20 protein-coding genes and 1 tRNA gene are annotated in these 23408 nt (G+C 37.5%); 8 read left to right on the top strand and 13 right to left on the bottom strand.

The genetic code is table 11. The features are described 5' to 3' along the window. On the top strand, positions 1-477 hold a 477-nt coding region (locus KO505_RS08785; RefSeq protein ID WP_216055084.1), incomplete at its 5' end, for a TonB-dependent receptor domain-containing protein. A 66-nt stretch (positions 478-543) separates the two neighbouring features. Here KO505_RS08785 and KO505_RS08790 read toward each other — a convergent pair. The 5 genes from KO505_RS08790 to KO505_RS08810 all read right to left on the bottom strand — a co-directional run bounded on the left by KO505_RS08790 (position 544) and on the right by KO505_RS08810 (position 8810). Beyond that, a complete protein-coding gene (locus KO505_RS08790) occupies positions 544-4470 on the bottom strand; it encodes a S8 family serine peptidase (RefSeq protein WP_216055085.1) in 3927 nt (1308 codons plus the stop codon). A 155-nt stretch (positions 4471-4625) separates the two neighbouring features. Then, complete coding sequence (locus tag KO505_RS08795) at positions 4626-4856, bottom strand: hypothetical protein (protein ID WP_216055086.1); 231 nt, start codon at positions 4854-4856, stop codon at positions 4626-4628. Between the two features lie 54 nt (positions 4857-4910). After that, entirely contained in the window at positions 4911-6221 is a 1311-nt protein-coding gene (gene envZ / locus KO505_RS08800) for a two-component system sensor histidine kinase EnvZ (RefSeq protein ID WP_216055087.1), read from the bottom strand. A 73-nt stretch (positions 6222-6294) separates the two neighbouring features. Beyond that, a complete protein-coding gene (ompR, locus tag KO505_RS08805) occupies positions 6295-7014 on the bottom strand; it encodes a two-component system response regulator OmpR (RefSeq protein WP_216055088.1) in 720 nt (239 codons plus the stop codon). 146 nt (positions 7015-7160) lie between these two features. Next, entirely contained in the window at positions 7161-8810 is a 1650-nt protein-coding gene (locus KO505_RS08810; RefSeq protein ID WP_216055089.1) for a DUF342 domain-containing protein, read from the bottom strand. A 282-nt stretch (positions 8811-9092) separates the two neighbouring features. On the opposite strand from KO505_RS08810, the gene KO505_RS08815 reads away from it, so the two are divergent. The 3 genes from KO505_RS08815 to KO505_RS08825 all read left to right on the top strand — a co-directional run bounded on the left by KO505_RS08815 (position 9093) and on the right by KO505_RS08825 (position 13000). Continuing rightward, positions 9093-11852 carry a choice-of-anchor B family protein gene (locus KO505_RS08815; protein WP_216055090.1) on the top strand — a complete coding sequence of 920 codons (2760 nt, stop codon included), beginning with the start codon at positions 9093-9095 and terminating at the stop codon, positions 11850-11852. Between the two features lie 109 nt (positions 11853-11961). Further along, positions 11962-12038, top strand: a tRNA-Ile gene (locus KO505_RS08820). Between the two features lie 188 nt (positions 12039-12226). Further along, positions 12227-13000, top strand: coding sequence for a hypothetical protein (locus KO505_RS08825; protein ID WP_216055091.1), 774 nt, complete (start codon positions 12227-12229; stop codon positions 12998-13000). Between the two features lie 5 nt (positions 13001-13005). On the opposite strand, the gene KO505_RS17480 is transcribed toward KO505_RS08825, so the two are convergent. From KO505_RS17480 to KO505_RS08840, 3 genes are all read right to left on the bottom strand, one after another. Continuing rightward, positions 13006-14271 (bottom strand): tyrosine-type recombinase/integrase, encoded by a 1266-nt coding sequence (locus KO505_RS17480; RefSeq protein WP_216055092.1) that lies wholly within the window; start codon positions 14269-14271, stop codon positions 13006-13008. 383 nt (positions 14272-14654) lie between these two features. Beyond that, positions 14655-15083: a hypothetical protein gene (locus tag KO505_RS08835; protein WP_216055093.1), complete on the bottom strand. Its 429-nt coding sequence runs from the start codon at positions 15081-15083 to the stop codon at positions 14655-14657. 244 nt (positions 15084-15327) lie between these two features. Beyond that, a complete protein-coding gene (locus KO505_RS08840) occupies positions 15328-15543 on the bottom strand; it encodes a hypothetical protein (protein ID WP_216055094.1) in 216 nt (71 codons plus the stop codon). A gap of 97 nt (positions 15544-15640) precedes the next feature. On the opposite strand from KO505_RS08840, the gene KO505_RS08845 reads away from it, so the two are divergent. Beyond that, a complete protein-coding gene (locus tag KO505_RS08845) occupies positions 15641-15910 on the top strand; it encodes a helix-turn-helix domain-containing protein (RefSeq protein WP_216055095.1) in 270 nt (89 codons plus the stop codon). Here KO505_RS08845 and KO505_RS08850 read toward each other — a convergent pair. After that, complete coding sequence (locus KO505_RS08850) at positions 15907-16722, bottom strand: AAA family ATPase (protein ID WP_216055096.1); 816 nt, start codon at positions 16720-16722, stop codon at positions 15907-15909. The genes KO505_RS08845 and KO505_RS08850 overlap by 4 nt on opposite strands. 614 nt (positions 16723-17336) lie before the next feature. Between KO505_RS08850 and KO505_RS08855 the strand changes: the two genes are divergently transcribed. From KO505_RS08855 to KO505_RS08865, 3 genes are all read left to right on the top strand, one after another. Then, positions 17337-18113 (top strand): helix-turn-helix domain-containing protein, encoded by a 777-nt coding sequence (locus KO505_RS08855; RefSeq protein ID WP_216055097.1) that lies wholly within the window; start codon positions 17337-17339, stop codon positions 18111-18113. Positions 18114-18512: 399 nt separating this feature from the next. Then, positions 18513-19637: a hypothetical protein gene (locus KO505_RS08860; protein ID WP_216055098.1), complete on the top strand. Its 1125-nt coding sequence runs from the start codon at positions 18513-18515 to the stop codon at positions 19635-19637. A gap of 1 nt (position 19638) precedes the next feature. Continuing rightward, positions 19639-20148: a hypothetical protein gene (locus KO505_RS08865; RefSeq protein WP_216055099.1), complete on the top strand. Its 510-nt coding sequence runs from the start codon at positions 19639-19641 to the stop codon at positions 20146-20148. Between the two features lie 9 nt (positions 20149-20157). On the opposite strand, the gene KO505_RS08870 is transcribed toward KO505_RS08865, so the two are convergent. From KO505_RS08870 to KO505_RS08885, 4 genes are all read right to left on the bottom strand, one after another. After that, positions 20158-20556 carry a hypothetical protein gene (locus KO505_RS08870; protein ID WP_216055100.1) on the bottom strand — a complete coding sequence of 133 codons (399 nt, stop codon included), beginning with the start codon at positions 20554-20556 and terminating at the stop codon, positions 20158-20160. Positions 20557-20684: 128 nt separating this feature from the next. After that, positions 20685-20990 carry a helix-turn-helix domain-containing protein gene (locus KO505_RS08875; protein ID WP_216055101.1) on the bottom strand — a complete coding sequence of 102 codons (306 nt, stop codon included), beginning with the start codon at positions 20988-20990 and terminating at the stop codon, positions 20685-20687. Between the two features lie 705 nt (positions 20991-21695). After that, positions 21696-21905 (bottom strand): hypothetical protein, encoded by a 210-nt coding sequence (locus KO505_RS08880; RefSeq protein ID WP_216055102.1) that lies wholly within the window; start codon positions 21903-21905, stop codon positions 21696-21698. A 159-nt stretch (positions 21906-22064) separates the two neighbouring features. Next, entirely contained in the window at positions 22065-23309 is a 1245-nt protein-coding gene (locus KO505_RS08885) for a site-specific integrase (RefSeq protein ID WP_216055103.1), read from the bottom strand. Positions 23310-23408 lie beyond the last annotated feature (99 nt).

Below are 23408 nucleotides of genomic sequence, written 5' to 3' on the forward strand. Positions count from 1 at the left end.
GAAGAACATGAAGAACATGATAGTGAATTACCGGTTTACATAACACAAACTAATAACGCTAAATTTTATGGCATCGAAAGTCAGTTCAAATGGCAGGTTAGCTCAGCATTAAAGTTAGTATTACAAGCAGATACAATTGTCGGCAAATTAACATCTGGTGAATACCTACCACGTATTCCACCACACCGCGTTGGCATTAATGTTAATTACCAAGGCGATAGCTGGGATTTAGGACTGCACAATATGTATTACTTTTCTCAAACTAAATTAGCGCCTCTAGAAACAGAAACCGATGGATATAATATGACCGATATCGACATGGCTTATTATTTCCAAATGGGCCAACAAGATATGACGGTATTTGCCAATATCAAAAATGTATTTGATGTGGAAGCACGAGTGCACAGTTCATATTTGAAAGACTTAACCTTATTACCAGCAAGAGCCTTTCATTTAGGTATTAGAGGTAAGTTCTAAATTTAGGTTAATTGTGATAACCAATACTCTATTGGTTATCACTTTCCCTCGGTATCCATTTCTATGTTATTTGTTTCTACGAGCAAACCGACGTGACATTAGCAGAAGTATTAACAGGCTCTGTAAATACAGGTTAATTGCCAGCCCCAAAAATCCTTTATCTTTATCGCTTTGTTCTTCCACTGTGTCGTTTGTAAGGTCTATTTCGGTAGGTATTAAGCTCACTTCAACCGTTTTAGTCACTGTATTTTCACCGTCAGATACCGCCACGGAAACCGAGACGACTTGCTGCTCAGTTAACGCACCTAAAGTAACTTGAATTTCCGAACTTGTGGTATTAGTTGCCGTTAACGGTGATGGAATTGTCCATAAATAGGTTAAATCACTGTCATTGTCTTGGGCATTAACTGAGAAGGTAACGGATTCACCTTGATTAATCGTTGTCGGAATTTGACTGCTAATAATTTGTGGAATGTTATTCACCGCTAAAATTGTAATATTGACATCCGAATTGGAAATTTGTCCCAAGTCATTTTCAATTGAATAACTAAGTTGATCCGTTCCTATATAATTAGCATCAGGGGTATATTGCACGATCCCGTCGGTCACTATCACAGCTTGCCCATGTTGAGGTTCTGTCGTTATCGACAATGTGCTTTTAATTAAAGTACGCTCAGTACTGCTGCTGAATAATGTATTAACCTGCTTAATATTATTAACACTTGTCGTTAAGATAGCGTCTTCCGTCGATGCTAAATCATTAGCAAGTACGTTAATATTTAATGTGTCGTCTTTCGAACCCACGATATCATCGTCTTGACTAAAGGAATCCGACGCTTGTTGGTTTACATCAACGTCTATCGTCAAGGTGCCAATCTTACCAAGTTTAACGCCTAGTTCATCACCAGTCGTTACTGGATTGATCCCATTGCCATCAAACCAATAAGTGCCACCTTGAGAGCCGACACTGTTCTCAGTACCTACAGAATAAAAACTTGGCTGTTCAGGTATATCTAAGTATCTAAACCACTTGTTTTCGCTATTCTGTTGTAAAATTAATTGAAAAGTAAACTCAAGATCCGCACGAGAAACACCAAGGTCCGCTGGGGTAATTTCATCATCCGTATACAGCTGTACTTTGTTCCATTGTAATACAAGATATTCAATGTCCGATGATTCGTAATAAGCCACAAACATTTCACCGCCGCCTTCATCGTCTGGCTCAGTATGGTTTATTAAATTAAAGTCCGTCCAAAATGGCGCTATTATATTGTTGGGAACCGTCTCATCAGGAAATGACAAATTAAAATATAACTCGCTCTGATCTGGAACATCTTCCCCTGCAACAATAAGCCCATTATCATTCATCAACAGCGTATTATAGTTCTGACCAAAATGTTTAAAATCAAACTCAATTTCATATAATACTTCGTCACACGCTTCAAGTTCACAAGCGATTGGTTTAACGCCATCGTTTGCTAAATTAACAGTAATAGGCGCAGATTCGTTTGTTATTTCACTGATGCCTACGGCAACATCTGCTATCACAGAAAGTTGGGTTGCCAAGGCCTTAGTAACTTGATGACTATCATCCCCACTCACTACCAAACTATTGTCAACAAAACTAGCACCGCCAGAAATTGTAAGATCTACCTCTATTTTTTCATCACTGGTGATATTGTTTGATATTAAACTAATGGATTTTGTGGTTGAACTTACGTTATCCAGAGTTAACTTTAATAATTCAGAACTGGTTTGCTGATTACTAATCGCTACCGCTTGGTTAATGATATTTCCCTGTCCATCGCGCCATTGTATACGACCAAAATACCAATCCTGTTCTAATGTTAATGGGGCATTAACATTAAGAGAATAACTGGCCGCCTTATTGGTTTCTGACAATGTTAATGTGCTCGGTACCACTTCACCTGTGATATTGGCATCATCAAATACAACCGTCGCCGACCATGTATTAGTGTTATTACTTAACGAGATCAACTGATTAGTCACCGAGCAGTTAAGAACACAATACTTGGCTGCCATATTGGGTTTTTGGGCATAAGTGGTTGCTTGTAATGCATTAAACACATTCAATCGCCCAGCCCCCGTTTCAAATGCGTTTGCGTTTTGTACACCCGTCGTATTTTTTACCACCGCGTCAGAACTATTGATAAGAATACTTTTAATTTCTAACGCATTTAATTCAGGTGAATGCTGCTTAAGCAATGCTGCCGCGCCGGCAACTGCTGGCGAGGCCATGCTAGTGCCATTTAATCTCGCATATTCTAAGTTAGGTGAAGACGTATCTTCTGAAGAAGTTGCGGATAAAATACCAACCCCAGGCGCTGCTATATCTGGTTTTATAAAACTATCATCGCCATTGGGACCTAATGACGAAAAGTCGGCAACCCAGTCTTGCAAGTTGGGATCTGTGGAAACAACAAAAGTAGAACCTATATTTAATGTGATATTTGGCGTGCTGGTTAGTGTTTCTGTCAGTTTGTTACCATCAGATAGGCTTATTAAGATAGCAGGTAAGTCTGAATCCCCCATGGACATGGTAATATTCGCTTCGATTTCATTGTTTATAACAATCAGTGCGATAGCGCCTCCGGCTTTGGCTTTATCTGCTTTTTCTTCAAACAGACAGGTACCTCTGTTTACGATAGCAATTAAACCGTCCAAAACATTCGAATCCCAATCGTCACAACCTAATGTATTATCACTTGGCGCCAAAAGCGCTTTGGCATTGATATCGCTGTTAATGGCTCTATTATCACCGGGTGTGGCGTATAAGGTTTGATTTTCAAATGTTACCGGTAATCCTGTAGAAAGATCTGTAGACGTGGCTGCTACCGTTATACCGGCTTCAACACAACCGGGGCAAGCTATTGACTTTTCACCAAGGTCTTCGCCTTCGTTACCCGCCGCATTTACGACAATAATCCCACTGGCTTCTAATTCTTCAAATAACTCTTTATATAAAGTGGAAGAGGGATGTTGTCCATTATCGCCCCCCCATGAATTATTGATCACATTGGCCCCATCATTTTTAGCATCTTCCAATGCAGAAAGAAGCTCTACATCGCTGCCTTCACCATCTTGCCCCCATAGAGCTTTATACACCATTAAGTAAGCACCAGGAGCAACCCCAGAGATAACATCACCATTAGGTGCCGTAACTTGACGTCCCGTTGCTATCCCGGCTACATGTGTTCCATGGCCAGACAAACCTTTAGGCGAGTCATATTCATCACTATTAGAAATATTAATAAAGTCAGGAACGTAATAACGAGCCACTATCAACTTATTATTACAAAAACTCGATTCACTGGTGCGACAATAGTCATCACTAGGTAACTCTGAGGTATTTGGCGCTGACATGCCAGAATCTGAAAACATAGGGTGAGTTTCAACTATTCCAGAATCTATAATGGCTATTTTTATGCCTTTTCCTGCATTTTCTCGTCCACCAAGCAACTGCCACGTTTCTTCAGCTTGAATGATAGGTAACAGGTTAGACATTTTATTTTTATAACGTCTAACGGGGTAAACCGCTTTGACATTTTCTATCTTTTTTATTTGTTTAAGGGATAGATCTGTTGCAACGGCTACGCCGTTTAAGAGTGATGAATACTCACGTAACACCTTAGCGTCTTTGTGTTTCGCCTTTAGCGTTGACATAAATACGCTGCGTTTTTTTGCGAGTAGTTGTTTGTGATCTTTTAAAGAGCTTGTGACCGACGATTGACCTAATGCTGAGACGGAACCTTGCTTTTGGTTTTTGCTACTCGCTATTAATCGAGATTTTCTCGCAAGGGAGTCATCATTAAATTGGACGATATATTGTTTAAACTGCTGTTTAACTTGACTATGTTTAACCGCTTTGGCCGTTATAGGCTTGGCAATTAACTTGGCGGTGTCCGTGGCAAAACTCAATGCACTAAATAACAATGAAGTTGAGATAAACAGTAGGATTAATAATGATTTCATTTTAGGCTCTAAAAACTTAGTTAATTGAACTCTATCAAATTATTATCAGATAGAAAGCGAACAAGCATATTTTCTTAAGGATCTTGTTGCCTAAAACAATAAAAGCCAATGAAATCATTGGCTTTTATGCATAAATAAATTACAAATTTAATTAGCTAAGAATATTCATAAGGCCTAAATGTTGCGGCATCGTATATCGCCCACAAGTGGATAATTACACCAAATACAGCTGGGAAAATTAAAAACCATAATGCATAACTTACGGTGACTAATGCAAAAATAAATATTGCCGGTAAAATTTTCCCTTGGATTAGCTGTCCTAAGCCTGGGAAAAATACATTACATAACGCGGCTAATACATTGCCTGTTGAACCTTGACCTGACATACACACCTCCAAAATTTAATATTTAAATCGTTTTGATAAACGACTAACTGGTGATTAAACCACTTTCACCATAGGCAATTTAACGGTTGCAGTTAAACCACCTTCTGCTCGATTTTTTAAAATCACTAGGCCATGATGAGTATCAACTATCTTTTTAATAATAGCTAAACCTAAACCACTGCCTTCGCCCCCTCTAGCTAAGTCGCCTTGGTAAAAGGGTTCAAACAATTTGACCACGTCGTCTTCATCTATTCCGGGACCGCTGTCTGAAATTGAAAAATAAATCATGTTATTTATTTCATCAATCCCGGTCTCAACCACTATTTTATACTCTGAATACCTAAGTGCGTTCTCAATTAAGTTGGTGATCACTCGTTTGATCGCAGTAGGACGTATCATTTGACTCGTCATGTTTTCATCAAACACGAGCTCAAATTGTCTTTGTTTATTTTGTTGCTCTGAGTCCACAACATCTTTTACTAAAGAGTTTAGGTTAATCGGCTCTAATGCTTCTTCTTTATGATGACGAATAAAGGCAATGAATTGATCTATGATCATATTCATATCTTCAATATCATTAACAATGCCGTCTTTCAAATAGTCTTCATTTGGCCCCATCATTTCAGTAGCTAACCGAATTCGAGTCAAAGGCGTTCTTAAATCATGAGAAACACCAGCCATTAATAAGTTTCTATCCTTCTCAAGCTGTTTAATTCCGGCTGACATTTGGTTAAAGGCACGAGTTACAGCAACAATTTCCGTTGAACCTCTTTCTTTCAGCTGGTCAGGAAAATCGCCTTGACCAACTTCTATAGCCGCACTTTCCAGTGCTTTTAGTGGGCGATTAAGTTGGCGAGCAAATGCCCAGCCTCCAGCCACACTTAAAATGCCAATTGCAATTAGATAAATAGTGAATGGAGAAAAGTTTTGTTCTTCAAAACCATCTAACGGCATTCTTACCCAATAATTTGGCGCTTGCGGTGGCTTTACCCAGAAAAAGTAATCGTGGCCCTGAGATATACGAACTTCCGTTTTACCTCCCAACTGTTTGGACATTTGCGTCGAAAAATAAGGATATAAATCGGCTTCTAACAAACCGTTCATTTCAGCTTGTTGTTCAGTAAACACTTTAATTTCGGTTGCTTGAATAAATTCTTCAGATAACTTTCTAGGTACTTTGATGCCTTGGGTATCGGCAATAAATAAAACCTTAACCTGTTTAGCTAATAAGTTATTTACTTGCTGATAACTTGGCTCAATAACATAAAATAAAACACTCACCAAAGAGACGATTTGATTAATCAATAACAGAGAACCAACTAAAAATACGGTTTGACCAAAAGAACTTCTAGGTAATAATTTCATAACTACTTCATTTGAATTTATTTAATGGCCAACTCAGATAAGTTGGTGCAGATAAAAAGTGCACTAGGTACAACTATCCTTTTCCGTCTGGGATAAATACATAACCTACACCCCAAACCGTTTGTATATACCTAGGTTTGGTATGATCTTCTTCAATCATTTTACGTAAACGACTAACTTGAACATCGATGCTTCTTTCCAATGCTGAATAATCTCTACCACGAGCTAAATTCATTAACTTATCTCGAGATAACGGTTCTCTTGCATGATTTATTAGGGTTTTTAATACGGCAAATTCGCCACTGGTTAACGGCATTATTTTTTCACCGTGGTGCATTTCTCGCGTACCCAGATTAAGGGTAAATTCACCAAAGCTAACTTCTTCTTCTTCTAGTGTCGGTGCACCTGGAACTTCTTTTGACTTTCTTCGAAGGATGGCACGTATTCTTGCCAATAATTCTCTTGGATTAAACGGTTTTGCCAGATAATCATCTGCCCCTAATTCCAATCCAATGATACGGTCAACTTCATCACCTTTGGCCGTTAACATAATAATTGGGATTTGATTTTCGTTTTGACGTAATCGGCGACAGATTGATAGTCCATCCTCACCCGGTAACATAAGGTCTAAAACGATTAAATGGAAATTTTCACGATCTAATAAGCGATTCATTTGTTCTGCGTTTGCTGCACTTCTTACAATATAAGATTGCTCGGTTAAATAGCGCTCTAACAAACTACGTAAACGCATATCATCATCGACAACCAAAATCTTGGTGGTTTCGCTTTCCATTGTTTTATCCAATCAAATTTTTAAACTCTGACGAATATAAAAGAAAACCAGCGGTTTGCCAAAACATCTCTTTAATTAGGTTGTTACAAAGTTTTACAGAAGGGAAAAATAGTGAAAAACAATTGGATAAATTCTGAGGGGAACTGCTAGTTTTTGGGTTCGATAACCAATTGATATTCGTCTAACCTAACGATTGACGGGCCTTTTCGCGCTTCGTTGGTTATTACTTTACTACCAAATCTAAAGTTAAGTCCGCCATATAAGGAGTGGTTAACTTTAACCACCACATTTTCCATATATTCACGACGACGTTGTATTAATGTTTTTCGGTAATTAATGTTTTTATTTATGATATTTTCTAATTGAGCGATTTCAAATTTAACGGCTACTTTTTGATCTTCCTGCACTAAGCTCGATAATTTAACATGCCATTTCTCTAACTTAAGTTGCAACTGCTCAACTTGATCCCAAAAATGTTTTTCTTTTTGTTTGAACACATCATAGGTTCGATTCATTGAAATATGGGTGACCGTATCTGATGGCGCGCCTAAATGCCCGACTTCAATATACTTACTGATAAAATAATGGCCGCCGATAATTTTACCTCTAGGTACTTGCCCTTTGCCCACCACAATTGACGCGGCAACTACATTACAATGTGATATTTGTTTATGCACAAAAACATCTCGTTTTGTCACAATATCAACATGATTCGCAAAAGAGACATTTACTCGATTACCTGACTCTAATAAGCAATTGTTTTTTCTATCGTCAAACGGTTCATCTAATGCTTTACCTGACACCCCAGACAGCACAGTTAACTCACCACGGCATCGAATACTGGCAGATTCGACAAATCCAGCAATCAATACATCACCAGATGCAATTATTTTCATTTCAGGGGAAACATCACCCAATACGATGACTGAGCCGTTAAACTTAACGTGTCCTTGTTTAGGCGTTAACTCAACTAAGGTATAAACATCATCGACTTCCATACGATTATCAATTAATCGAGCCAAACCTTCTTTATTGGCGAGCAGTACATTATGATCATTTGGATCAACAGTTGTACCTGAAGAGACTTCAAGTTTGGCATCTTTACCTGGAGTTGCAGGGATCACTTCGCCTAATACATTACGACCATCAACACCAACCGTAAGGGGGATTTTTTGAAAGATTCGTTCACCGGGTTTAACGGTTTCTATATCACCTAAGTCTTTAAGATCAACTTTTCCACCTTCCATTTCGGTTGGTTTACGGATCTTTTCTGAGAACAACTCAACCAGAGGTTTAAAGTAAGCATTTTTGCCATGTTTGGGATCTTTCCCCACAGCAATAACCGCTTCAAAGATTTCTCCTGGGTGAGCATCAAAACTATTTTCTAATAAAGCTTCTACTTTTGAACGCTTGAGACCAAAGCTTAATCCTTTGTATTTGCATTCTTTTTTGATGGTATCGACACTAGCAATTTTACCGCCCCAAGGCATTTCTATTTGGGCTTTAGCGGACATTTTATCGTTCGCTATTTTAATAGAAACAACGGCATCTTTTACTTCAGCAAATTCATGGCGATACTCGCTAGGGTTAGCTTCGCCATTTTTGATCTCTACAACGGTGTCATTGATCGACTCTAAGATACCAAGTAATAATTCTTTTTTTACATAGGTTTTATAAAACGTACTGTCAGCATGTGCTTTCAGCAGTTCAGATTCTTCATATATGGGACTCTCAGCATGACAATTTACGACGATAGAAATCGACTTGCCTTCTTGAGTAAAACTTATGTCAGACAAAGTAAACCTTTTGTATTTTTTTAATTATTATTGGTATTGGTTTAATCAAATTAGTGATCAAGATCTTTTATATCGGCAAATATAATTATTAATCCAGTTTATGCACTAATTTTATAGTCTCAAATGATTTCATTGGCTTTATAACCTAGTCTTAGCCATTTGCCAAATAAGAATCATTATCTATTACTAAAGTTTTGTAAACAAATCAGTTAGTATCAAATTAAATAGGATGTAAAAAAACCAACGTTTTTGACTCAATACCCTGAACTAATAGAGAAAATTATGAAATCAACTGCCGTAATCATTGTTATTTTTTTATCCGTGTTTTCCAACTCTGCACTCGCTCATGCGGAACACGATAAAGCAAGATATGTTGCACCCAATGGTATTGATACCGGTCGTTGTGAGTTGGTAGAAAAACCATGTTTAACCATAGGTTACGCTTCATCTCAAGCAAACAAAGGGGACAAAGTGCTGGTTGCGGCAGGACAGTATAATGTCACTTCCGTTGATGAAATATTTTACCTTACCAGCCAACTTATCCCGGCTTATGGCGGCTATTCTATAGTTGATCACTACAAAAAACGCGATATCGATAACAACGCCACCTACTTAAATGGCATTCCATTAGAATATAAAGAAGCCTTAAGTGAACGTGGCTTTGTGGTAATGACCGACGCCAAAGCGTTAGACCAAATCCAAATAAAATCATTAAAAAAGAAACTCGCGAGCTACCAAGTACTAAGTGAATCGCAATCAGAATTAACATGCTCCAACAATAAAGCAGGTGAATATCCGTGTGACAATATTGATTTGGTGGCACACGTTCCTTTAAATCAATTCGCCAGCAATCCAAGTGCAGGTAACGATATTTGGGGGCATGTTGACCTAAATACAGGGACTGAATATGCAATTATAGGTTTAAACAATGGTACCGCAGTGGTTAACTTAGCAGACCCGGCTAATCCAACCGTCGTAGATATAATCTCAGGTTCAAATGCGATATGGCGCGATATAAAGGTATATCAATATTACGATGCCAGTTTAGTTAAATGGCAAGCATACGCTTATGTTTCAACAGACGGTGCAACAAATGGGGTCGCCATCATCAACCTTTCTGACCTACCTAATTCAGCAAAACTAGTTAAAACAAGTTATCAAGATAATAGCCTGCATAATATTTATATTAGTAATGTGAACTACACAACGGGTGTGGCCATTAACGGTCGCTCTCCAAGTTTGCATGCCATGGGGTCAAATAAATATGGCGGCGCTCACCGCAGTTACTCATTAACTAATCCGGAATCCCCCACTGCACTTTATACTCCATTAAACGCAACGCGGAATGATTATACCCACGATGGTACTTCCTTTGTGGTCGAAGATGACAGAGCACAAACCCAATGCCAACAAACCGGTGACACTTGTGATGTGTTTGTCGATTTTAATGAAAAAGAAATGCGCTTATGGGATCAAACCAATGCCAGTAAACTGAAAGAACTAGGACAAGGTGTGTATGCCAACGCCGAATATACACATTCTGGTTGGTGGACAGAAGATAAACAATACGTGTACGTCCATGATGAATTAGACGAACAGCGCCTAGGGTTAAATACCAGTTTACATATCTTTGATGTCTCAGACTTAACAAATCCAGAGTACAAAGGTAAATGGCAAGGCGATACCAAATCCATCGATCATAACGGATTCGTGAGAGGTAACCGTTATTATATGTCTAATTACGAGCGAGGCATGACAGTACTTGATATCACAAATCCAATAGCCCCGGTTGAAGTCGGCTTTTTTGATACCTTTCCAACGTCAGACAGTAACTCATTTAATGGCGCTTGGGGCGTATACCCATTTTTGCCTAGTGGCTTAATCTTAGTCAGCGATATAAATTCTGGTTTATATGTATTAAAGGATAATACGAAAGCAGTAGCAGCCGGTTCACTTCAGTTTGAACAGTTAAACATCAATGTACAAGAAAGCGATTTAGTTACCATAACGGTTAAGCGAGTTAATGGTTCCACTGGGGCTATCAGTACAAACTATAGGACGTTACAAGGTTCGGCCACAGAATCTGACTACATAGCAACTCAAGGTACATTAACGTGGGAAGACGGCGATACAAGTGCTAAATCTTTCACAATTCAAATAATTAACGATGAAGTTGAGTCAGAACCCACAGAGTCATTGGCGGTCGAATTGTACAATGTTACTGGTGGAGCAACCTTATATTCACCAGCGTTAGCATGGGTAAACATATTAGGTGAAGATTTAGTCGGAGCCGTAGAAATACAAACATCAGGTGAAACAGTTAAAGAGAATAGCAATGCACCTGACAACAAAACCTTCGACATCAAGTTAACTCGTTTTCCCCCCTTAACAAGCTCTACATCGGTTGAATTAACCCAAATTATTTCAGATAAAGGCGATAATGCAGAGGTAAATACCGACTTTACTTTATCAAACAGTGTTGTTAGCTGGGACGTAGATGATGGCGAAGATAAAACAGTAACCTTAACCATATTAAACGACAGTATTAGTGAAAATAACGAATGGTTATTATTGCAACTGGTTGCGCAAAATGACGCAAGATTAGGCGCGACGACTGACATCGAGTACTTAATATTAGATGACGAAAGTAACCAAACTCCAACCATTACCGCAACGGATCACAGTGCGGCCTTTGTTACACAATATGCCTTAAAAAACCTTGTCGCGATTACTGATGACGATGACCCGTTATCATACTTATGGCAACAAGTGTCTGGTGAGACAATAACCATAGATAATCCAACATCGTTAGACGCTATGATCACATTAAATCAGGCTGGAAGTTATGAGTTTTCGTTAACCGTCACCGACCCATTTGATCAAAGTGCTACGGTTACATTTACCATTGAAAAGCTTATAGACGAAGTTAACGTACCAACACCTTCGCCTTCTAATAAAGGTTCAAGTTACGGATGGTTGCTGTTAATTATGTTATCTGGCTTAGTTTTGATAAGAAAATCAAAACAATTGGTCAAACATTAGGCAAATAAAAGCATAAATCAAAATCAGGGAGTGACAAGCAAATCAACATTGCTTATACTCCCTGCCGTTTTCAGCAAGATTAAATTTTGCATCAGAAAACAAATGGAATGCCCCCTTAGCTCAGTTGGTTAGAGCATACGACTCATAATCGTCAGGTCCCCTGTTCGAGTCAGGGAGGGGGCACCATCTAATTCCATACCACCTTGTAATTACAAGGTTTTTTTAGCTTTAAATTCTGGCTTTTCCACCCCTTTCCCACCGTCATTTGCAATTATAAGTGAATAATTTCAATCATTTCTTATATTTTTTAAGGTGATAACATCTTTAGGCAAAAACGTAAAATGAAATGTTCAGGCTGTTGTGAGGAGTTGTATATGCCTAGAGGATTAATATCTGGTCGTACTTATTCTAGTGCTGATATCTTGGATATAACTATATATCCTAGGATGAAAGAAGAGCCTCTTCTTGACGATGACGATTGTATTGTCGTCCCTGTTAGGAATGAAGATACTCCACATTTTAGGAAGGTGGGGGAGCCATCCTTTGGAAAAAGGCTCGGTAGAGAAGAAAATGATCCAACACACAACAGCTGTGTTAGTTACATTTTTGAGGAGTTAAGTAAACCTGAAATAAATTCTATTAAGTTCTCTACTAACTTTTTCGCTGATGACGGTACTTTCGAAGAACAGGTTGTCTTTGGCTCTCTTGGGGACAGTGATTATAAATGGTACAAAGAAGCTGATGCTCGAATTGCTTTCCATGAGAACTCTTACATTCAGCCTGATATTGCTGGCTGTGACAATAAAAAGTTTTTCCCTCGCTCTGCATATCCCAATGTCATCTTAGAAGTTATAAGGACTCACGAACCAGAGCTAGAAACATTTCAAAAGCTTTTTGAATTATCCAAGACAAACTGCCATATATACTTTTATTTTATTGGAAAAGGCCGAAATAGCTCAAAGTTCAATAGCCTAGACGTAAACGGTCAAGAACTAAAAGTAAGAATTTCACATTACCTAATAGGTGGTAAGCTTTATAAAAATGGGAAAGCCTATGCTCCCCAAAAAGAAGGTGAGACTTTCAAACATTGGTATAATTATTTAAGAAGTAGCTTCTTTACAACTGCTAAAGAAGGTGTCGCTAAATAGAATTATTAAGCCGCCTCAGTAAACCTATCAAGGTTGGCGGCTTTATCTACTACTTCAAACACTTTCTCTTTCGCTTTGGATTTAGCGTTACGACGAACATCTAGATAAGGACGTATAGAATTAGCGTCGGCATGGCCTAATAGTGCAGATATGATCTCTGGGTGAGTATCAATATCATCTAGCATGTCGGCCATTAACTTTCTTAAATTGTGGATTTTGACTAGATACTTTTTCTTAATAGCAGGTTTGCCAGTATTAGCGTTAACAACAGTTTCTGCTTCAAATAAACCAAGGCTGTCTAGTAGTGGATACCAAACATTTTCAAAGGTAGTACGATGCCCTTTAGTACCTTTATCACTTGGGAATACAAAAGCCGTTGGAACTTTGCCTTTATCTTCTGCTTCAAGAGTTTGCTTGGCCTTTCGCTTCTGTAATTCTTCAGACAGCCACTGTGGATAATGATAAACCGTTGTTTTTGAGTTTTTATGCTTGTTACTCGGTATGGCAACAATATTGTTCTTGAAATCAAACCACTTCCATTCCAGCGCAAACGTATTAGCTTTACGAGTAGTTATAAGAAACGAACACATTAAAAAGAATATTAAATCAGTGTTGTTCGCTTTTTTGGCTGCTTCCAGTATTTTGACAAAATGTTCTATGGCTACAGTTTCAAAGCTTCGATTTCTAATCTTCGCTATTCCAGAAGCTTGATTTCTAAGGTATCTGTACTCGTGTTTTTCTTTTATTACAAAATTAAGAGCTGCGCTTAAAGTGGTTAACACTTTATCATGCGCCCACCTACCTTGAGATAGTAAAGCTTGCTCAAGTAATAAAGTTTCGATTTCACTAGATTTAAGGTATTCAACTTTATATTTGCCAATGGTAGGTTCTATGTATTCGGTCAACCACTTAACGGCATCAGTATAGTTTCTATGTTTATCGCCGTATTTATAGGCAAGGTGATAATCAATATAGAACAGAACAAACTCTGTAACTGTTACGGGTTGTACCGTATTTTGAGGAAATACTTTGTCTCTAGTTGGAGTTCGTCCTTCAGACTCTTCTATATCGCGATAACGTTTAATAGCCTGCTTCAGCTTTTCAAAATCAAAAGACTGCCAGTCAGTAAACGAGACCAATTCAAAGTTTAATTCTTCTTTGATTGAGCCTTTTGAAACTTTTCGTCTAACACCAATAACTTTGCTTGCTTTATTTACTCTTAAAAAGAAATGCAGCTGATTGTTAAATTTGTATCGAAATGAGGATTTCACGAAAGGTGCTAAATAAATAGCTAACTTGTTAAGCGGGATTCCATTCTTCCACAAATAGCCATAGAAAAATGCGGAGAGCATTTTCTCTATTAAGCTCCAGATTGTTTTGTAAGGCTTTATGAATATCACTAATTAGGTGTCGGTAAATTTAATCCGACACCTATTTTAAAGATTATGCGTGCACAAAAAACAACAATATTTTTAAAAGCGCAAATCGTGCGGTGTTTTTTTCCCGCTTTTCATTTACAACTGAGTGATAATTAAACAACAAAAACTGATTATCATCATATTTTCAATGCTTTATTAAGAAATGCTGATTGACCATATTTTAGACAATAAAAAACCGCTAAAAAGCGGTTTTTATGGATAAGACAATTCAATGACTAAGCGTTTGCTGCTTTTTTCAATTGTTCTAATGCCGTTGAAATGATTTTATCGTTGTAATTTTTAATTGAACCATCCGAAGTTAGCTCAAATGGATGCTTTAACACATACTCTACTTTTGTTTTACCACGATACACCGAGACTGTTACAGATATATCAACTACTGCGCCACTCATACGGCGTTTTTGAGAAGCTTTTGACTGCACTCCATTACTCTCGTCGCGAAATTGCATGTTGAACTCGCGGATGAGATTAGATTTAACTGAGTTATTGTCTAGTTCAACATTAAAATCACCCGTCACACGCGCAGTTTGAGAAATTGTAGTTATTTTGTCTTTTTTAAATAAGTTTTTAGCCCACGCTACCACATTATCATCTGATATTGGCGGACTCAGAGGGATACCAATTGCACTTGTTCCAATTTTCACATCAGCTTTTGCTGATGGCGATAATGATACAGTGTATAAATCTTCTGTTTCGTTAATAGTAAACGGAAATTGTTGAGCTACAGTAGTCCTGTCTGTTCTGCCTGTAGAGTATGTATCAACTTTGTAATACGTCAGATTTACGACATCTTGACCTCTTGAGGTGTTCGCTCCCCACTCCGTTTTTATGCTGCCAGCATCGCCACTTCGACAGCTACCACCACCAAATAAACCATAAGTACATTTATTAAATGCTGAATTGTTTTTTTACATACTTAACGACTGAAGCTATTGCATCACTTTCGGAAATACCTCCATATCCATCGGTTTTTATTTTTTTAAAAACAAACTCCTTTTTATCCATATTAGTCATAGGTATTGAGTATGGCTCTGATGATGTAACACAACCAGCTAATTCAGCTATTGTTAATGTCCCTAATAATGCTTTCCGTATTAAATTCATATATTTATTTCCTCGTTATTCATGTTCGATTTTCGGACTTAAAATAACAAAGTCCGAATTTCGGACACAAGTATTTCTAACGTATCTTTTGCAAACTATGCAAAAAACAACTTCTGCTGAGCCTTATAGAAAGCTAATTAGCTGGCTATCTGAGCAACGCCAATCTCAAAACATCACAATGCCAGAACTTGCTAAACAGTTAGGTTTAGCGAGTCATAGCTATATTTCAAAAATTGAGAATCTGGAAAGAAAAATTGATTTATACGAACACCTTCAAATTTGTGAAGCATTAGGTGTAGATGGCACCGAAGGCTATCAACTTATGTTGACAGCCCATAGCAAGCTACCTAAGAAAGTTAAAACCTAAATTAGCTTTTGGAAAAAGAACTCTCCTGTTACAGAGTCACTACCAAATTCAAATTTTAAAAACTCCTCTCCAGCAGCACCGTTTCTTGATTTCGGTCTTTTCACTCGGATCACTGTTTTAAAATCATTGCTTTGTTTATTATCTTTCACCGCAATAAAAGCATTATCAATTGCTCTGGCAATTTCGCTGTGCCCTCTGTAGTTGGTTGATGCCTTGTCTGTATGGTGCAGCACAAACACAGCTTTACCTGCATTTCTGAGTTCATCTAAGCTAGAGTTGTAATAGTTCCAGTCATTTTGAATCAACTCTTCATCATCACGGTAAAGAGCTGATAAATTATCTAAGAACACAGCATCTGCGAGTTCAAGTTCAGGTCTGATTTCTTCGTACCCTTCAGGTTTACTTAAATCAGGCAACCCATTTGGATAACTCTTTTTATGTATGATGGTCAAAAAGCCGTCTTGAGGATGAACGCCTAGATAGTTGAAAAGTTTTGAAAATCGCTGCTGAATTTGAATTTCACTCAATTCTCCATCAACAATGACCACTCTTAAAGGTTTAGCTGCTGGCATTCCTAAAAACGAAGATCCTGTTGCTACACACGCAGCTAGGTATTGCATAGTATATGTTTTGGCACCGCCAGCTAACGCGGCATACATAGTCGCTTCACCCGAAACTAATAAGTCGGGTACGATTACATAAGGTTCTTCAATATCTTTTTTTAAAATTGTATTAATGCATGTCGCAACTGGTGTTTTTAAATAATTTGCAGGTAATTCACCGAGGGGAAACATATCTAGCTGTTGAGTCATTCGTTACTCCAATTGATTAATCGAGCAACTAAAAAGAAACACTCAACGCAAACTTTTATGGTTTAGCTAAATATTTTTGTAAACATACAAAATTCGTATAGATGCAACTTACTAAAATAAACCAGCCCCCCTTTTAAAGGGGGGCTGGTTTATTTTAGTAAGTATCACTCGCCAGATTGAATAAAGCGCTCGTGCTGAAACACGAGCCAATAACAGCTAATTTGAAAAATTACATCAGCCCGCGTGAAGCTTAATTAATGAAATATATAAAGCTGGTAGCCTATCGATAGATAATTAGACATCGTGCGCAACGGAGGCAGCGGACAAAACCATTTACGACTTCCCTATCCCATTGGAGGAAATGGTTTTGTCCGCTGCTGAAATGCAAGCGCGATGTTTAGATTGAAAGTTGTTGTTGAAGACAAGACCGAAGTCATCCACGAAACTTGGTAGTAATGACAAGGAGTTCAAGCTGTTTCTTATTTATACGAACCGTATTTCCCCTTGCCTTTAGATGGTTGCCTGATAAGAAACCATCATATTTGTTAAGAACGCAGGTAATCTGCGTCAACTAAACCTACTTAGTAATTAGTTAAAGTAAGCAAGGATGCAATATGATTTTCAGACTAGAGCGCGGTATTCCAAAGAAGTATCAAACATCACCATCTACACAGGCTCGCCATAAAGCAAAGCTATATGCAATGTTAGATTGGATCTATAGATTCGGATTTACATCACCAAGTGTTATTGAAATTCTGTTAGGGCTAGATCGTAGCGTGGTGAATAGACTGTTAAGAAAATACACTCGCGAAGAGCTTTTAGAAGAGGTAAAAACCTTTGCTTGCCGTGACAGGCGGGTATTTTTACTTAAACCAAAAGCTGTCAGAATGTTAGAAGAACTCCACCAACAAAACTTAAAATATACCATAAAAGCTAGTTCCCTAAACCACAAGCAGCTTACCCATGATCTTATGGCTGCTGCCGTTGTCGCCGAGGGTATCAATACAGGTAAATACTCCTTTTTCATTACAGAGCGCGAGCAGACTTCAGAAGGCTTAAGTAAGGCTAGAAGGTTTGATGCTTTAGCATTTGAAGTTGAAAGTAATGAGTTGATTGCTATTGAAATTGAAGCATCCAATAAATTCCCTAGTTACAGGCTCGATATTTTAAAAAGAACACGTGAGGCTATTTTAAAAGATAAGAAGATCTGTCGAGTGCTTTACTATTCGCATAAACGCAGGTTCTTAATTGACGCTGAACGTGTCCACGAAAAATTATTCGCCAACACCGACAACAACCTCGATAAAGCATTTTTTAAAAAGCGTCTAAAAATCGTATACAACAAAGAAATTACACACCTTCTATACAGCAAGTTTTGGCATAACATCTAATACAACCAGAGACACAAAAAAGAAGAGCCGCGACAATCGCGACTCTTCTTTTTGGGTGACTTCTCTTAAATTTTATGACCGTACTAATGACTAGTTTGTTTAGATTTAAATGGCGTGCCGCCAACTAAATCAGTGGGTGATTACTGAATCTGCAAATTCATAATCTAATATTATTCGCAGTGTTGCAGGACGCTGCTTACTAGCTCAAATATATATATGCTCAGCTTGAGGAAAATAGTTCGCTTTGCGATTAATTGACTGATAAAAACAAAATAACTAAGATACATTTTCATATATATTTTATATAGTTAACTTTCAAGAAATTTAAAATAGTGGAACGTTTTACTTTTTTATGTTCCATAAACTGACTTTGCAAAAGTCATATAACTAAGGAAAGGTATGGAAAGCGGTATTATTAATTTTTTTGAAATACCACACTGTGGCTTGTACAGACTAAGAAAACAGGCAGAATCAGAACACATAGCAGAATCTTTATCTTCTGTCTTAAACCATGTTCGAGTTTGGGCTGAAAAACAAGAATTTAAAGGGACGTTACCTTGGTCAGAAGACGATCATCCATTTAGAACTAAAGTATATTATAAATCTAGCTCCTACAATCAAACCACTGGCGATTATCTGTTTACTTTCTGGAAGCAATATCCAGACGATAGTGGCCGTATGACAGGAGTAGTTGAAGATGCAAAAGTTGGTGATGACGAAGACGACAGTTTTTTAATTAAAGAACCCAAGCACAATGGTCAAAACTTGTTGATGGGTGTACCTCTTTACTACTGGTTTATTCCTGAACTCAACATTGTCGCTTCTATCACGTTCCCGCACTCAAATGCAGATACAGAGAATGTTGGGCAATACATTAAGCGCTGTTTCGAAATGAAAGTCCCCCATCCTAATAAAAAAGAAGTAGATTCGAGTTTTTATAACCATAAAAGAGGGCAGCAGATCAATAAAACAACTGTTACTTACCTCTCTGATGATGGCAAGTTCAGCATGGGCTTTAGATTTCTCGTAAAATCAAAGGCACTAAATATCAAAGCTATAAATAGCGACGTTCTAGCTCCTAAAATATCTCATATAGTTGTCAAAGAAAAAGTATCTGTTGAGACACAATCTAACAAGGGAAGTGTTCTGGCGTTTTTCGAAAGGATACAAGGTATACAACAAACAAAATTTGAAAAGGAAGTGGAAGTTATCTCTGAAGCTAGCATATCAAAGGAAGAGCTGGAACAACTTATTAACATTCACTCAGAAGAATTTGACCCAGAAACAGGAGAAAATAACATAGGCTATAAGCTTTATAATGACAAAAAGACTTGCTGGTTTGATAGCTTTTCTAACAGACCTCATATTAAACTCGATCCTGTTTTAAAGATTGGTGGTACAAGATATAAATCTTCAGATATATTAGATACCATTGACACTCAAAGAGACGAGTTGTTGGCTTCTGTAAAACGCAGTATCGCCCAAAAGAATTCTGAATTAAAACTTGTTTCTCCAGATGCGTAAAATGGAAAAATTACTCAACTTTAAAATCCATCTATACTTGTTAGCTATTTCCGCCATTGGTTCATATTTCTTCTATGAAGAGGTCAGCCCGAACGAAATGAGCGCTATTATAAGCTCGCTTCAAGCTTTAGCAGGAGTCGTCTTCACTATATCAGGACTTTGGGTTGCGGTCGTATACCCTGATGCTATAAAAATTTTAACAGTTACTGACGCAGAATTAGATGACTATGAAGGGAAAACTAAAAACATTGAGATTTTAGTGGTAGCAATGCTATCTTCAGTATTAGTTATGATGGCTTTAGTAGTTTCTGGTGTAATCAACTCTTTGCTTTCATATGAATTTATACATAACCAGATAAAGTTATATCGTGGAATCAGCTCCTTTACTATATTTTATTTGTGCTTGCTTCAGTTGATGGCTGTTCTTCCCGTTGCAGGGTTAAGCTTGAATTTGGCAATTAGGCTGCATCATATTTTAGAGAATGCAAAAGCAAATAAAAGAACTAAATAAAAAGCCGCATTACTGCGGCTGAGAGTTTTGTTCCAAAAACTTATCGTATGACATCTGCCATTGAATTTTTGCTATCTCCGAAAAGAACACATCTTGACCGACTATAAACGTATTTTTAAAAATGCGTTGTTCAATTTGCGACTGACAATATTCTTCAATATCTTTCTGAAAGATATGAAAAATAATATCTGCGTATACCGAACAAACGTATTGCCCTCGGATAGAGGCTGGTAGTTTAGATTGAAATTCTCTACTTATTGCAAATCCGTTAATGCCATCAACTCCAACATGCATATAAATGCCTTGTTTCGTCTCTGGTTGCCACGCCATCACTACACGCGCTAAATCGTCCCAAGGGGACTTACTGTTACGTGTATAAACTTTATGAAACTCAATTTCTGTACTCATGACTTCTACCTTTAATTATTGACCTAAAGGTAAGTAAGTTCTTTATAGGAGAGTTTTGAGCGAATCGGAACAAAGATTAAATATCATTGGGGTGGGGTGATTAATAGTCAGTCATGCATGATTGGACTCTAATCTGATATTTGTTCCTTGAGAAGACAGTTCAGTGCTGTTCTGACATCTGCCGCAGATTCAGTTTTCGCAATTAGTTTAAATTGTTCTAATAATCTCGATGATTCTTGAAAAGAATCGACTTCAACATTGAATAAAATTGCAGCTTTCTTTAGCACCTTTTTTGAAGGCTTCTGTTTTCCATTTTCGATTATTGTTAAATAATTAGGTGTTATATCTAGTTCTTCAGCTACTTCTTTTAAAGATAAGTTATTAACTTCCCGTAAAGACTTTAATTTTATACCTGCTAATTCATATGAGTTCATTTTTGAGCCTTTGGTTAATATGTTTTATAAAATATTTATAATAAATGCAGCCTTCGAAATCGAGAATTGTGGTGAGATACCTCTGACCACATTAGTGAGAACTGCCTCGTCGAGTCTAATCTCGTAAAGCTTTTAAATTGAGTGAACATACTTACCGACATAATGAGTTGAAGCTTGAATCTCACACTCCCAAGACTAAGATGGGTCGGCAACACTTGCTTATTTAGATCAATATCAAATCGTTCGACATACGACACGTATGACATCTCAAAGATAAGATCGCTAAATATGCTTAAAATTGTTGGACTTCTTTTCACACTCATTACTTTTATTTCAACTTAAAACATCACTAGTAATTAGAATTTAGTAACATCTATAACAGGAAAGATGACTGCTCCCCTGTTAATTCAAATCAATGTTTAAGGTTTAGAACAATAAAAAATGTATTTATCTTTCATTTTTTCCCTTTAAGTTTGATTCGATAATGCTTAATAAAGCGCTTAACTAAATAACTATATTTAACTGGAATCCGTTTTTTGTTAATCCTCTAATGTTTAAGTTGTTATAGTTTTGATCATTTACAGATCTCATACAGCATTACGGATGCCGCTACCCCGTGTAGAGATTAATCACCTCCTTTGTCGCGAAAAATTACCATTCCAAGCAGTCAGCTATCGGGAGTGGGCTGTCGCATTAGCCTTGAGGTTACTCAAGGCCAGATAAAAAGTTTAAAAGGTTTACAACTATGGATAATTGTTTAACCTTTGTCTCTTTTTGTAACTGTTGTTTGTGAAGTTCAAGCTTGTCCAATACTTGTTGTAAAGCTATTTGGAGCAATTCATCACCCTCACTAACAGCAACGTCCAATAATTTTTCAACAATCTTAACAGCCTCTTCTGCTGCATCTACTTTCATACCAATACTCCAATTTTTTGGGTAAAAAGAAAGAAGAGCAGCCACATTGTCTGATAAGTGAAATTATCGTCAGGTGTATGCCTCGATAACTATATTAGTACAATACAAATATATGTAAAGTTAAATATTCACAATCGTGAATATTTAACTTTGTGAGGATTAGAAATCTTTAAATGCTGTCGAAATGGAGTTTCTGATAGAGTCTTTGTTTACTCTAGCGTAAATCATGGTGCTTTTTAGATCTGCATGGCCTAACGATTTGCTTACCACGCTAATATCCATCCCCGCCATTAACTGCCAAGTGGCAAATGTTCGTCTTAAATCATGCACTCTAATTCGCAAATCTGGATTATCGGAGTAAAGCCCTGCTTCGATAATTGCCTTTTTCCAAGCCTTACAACCACCCACGACATAGCCATGTTTACTCCTACTTGGAAATACAAAACCAGATGTTGATTGCTTCTCCAGTCTCTTTTGCAAAATGGCTTGCGCTTGCTCTATCAGTGGTAACTCATAGGTGACTTTGGTTTTCGCTTTATGACTTGGGATCAGCCACATACCATTAATAAGATCTAGTTCCTCAAATCGCATAGAGCGAACATTGCCTACCCTTGCACCAGTGAATAAGCAAAGCTTGAAAATATCGGCAATATCTTGATTAGGCATGTTATCTAACGCCAACAACAACCGTTTACCTTCGTCGTAACTTAAATAACGTGAGCGGACGTTTTCACGCTTCTTCCTTATGCCGTTAAAGGGGTTTTTCAGTATTTCTATGTCATCTTCAAACTCATCAACATAGTTGTAAGTGGCTTTAAGCACGGCTAAGCATTTGTTATGCAGGCAATACCCTCGCTCTGCATAGGTGTTTTCTAGAAACTTGGTCGCTACCTTACGATTAAGTTCATCCAGCTTTAAATGTCCCAATTCTGGCTCGGCAAGCTGTCTATATGCGCGTATCAAGCTATGTTTTCTGTCTGTAACTACTTTTAGTAGTTTTAGGTGGTTGTCTTCGTATAATTGATACAGATCGTTTAAAGTGAAGCTTCTATATCGAATCACTTCTCTTGGATTAAGTGATTGCACTGCGTTGGCTGATTTTAAAAATATAACTTTGTTGTCTGATATTGAGTATGGAACATCGTTTTGAATTGCCAACATTGCATCTTCTGCCATTTTTCTGGCAGCACGACAATTTACCTCAGGAAAGCCACCTAACTTTATATGATGTTCTTTTTGCGTGACTTTGAACCTTAGATAAAAGGTTTTAGTGCCACCATTAGAAATGACCAGTTTTAGCTGGTTGATTTGTTGATCTGAAAAGCGCTGGATCTTGCCATTGGCTTTTAAAGATTTGATTTTTGCGTCTGTAAATTTAAATGATGATTTTTTGTTCGTTTCCACTTTCTTGCCACTCATGTTTGGTTAAAACATGGTGGAAAAAGGTGGAAAAGCACTCTGAATATGGCTAAATATAGCTATCATGGTGCCCCAACCCTCCCT

This window comes from Psychrosphaera sp. F3M07, assembly GCF_018860345.1.
In the GTDB taxonomy this organism is placed as follows: domain Bacteria; phylum Pseudomonadota; class Gammaproteobacteria; order Enterobacterales; family Alteromonadaceae; genus Psychrosphaera; species Psychrosphaera aquimarina.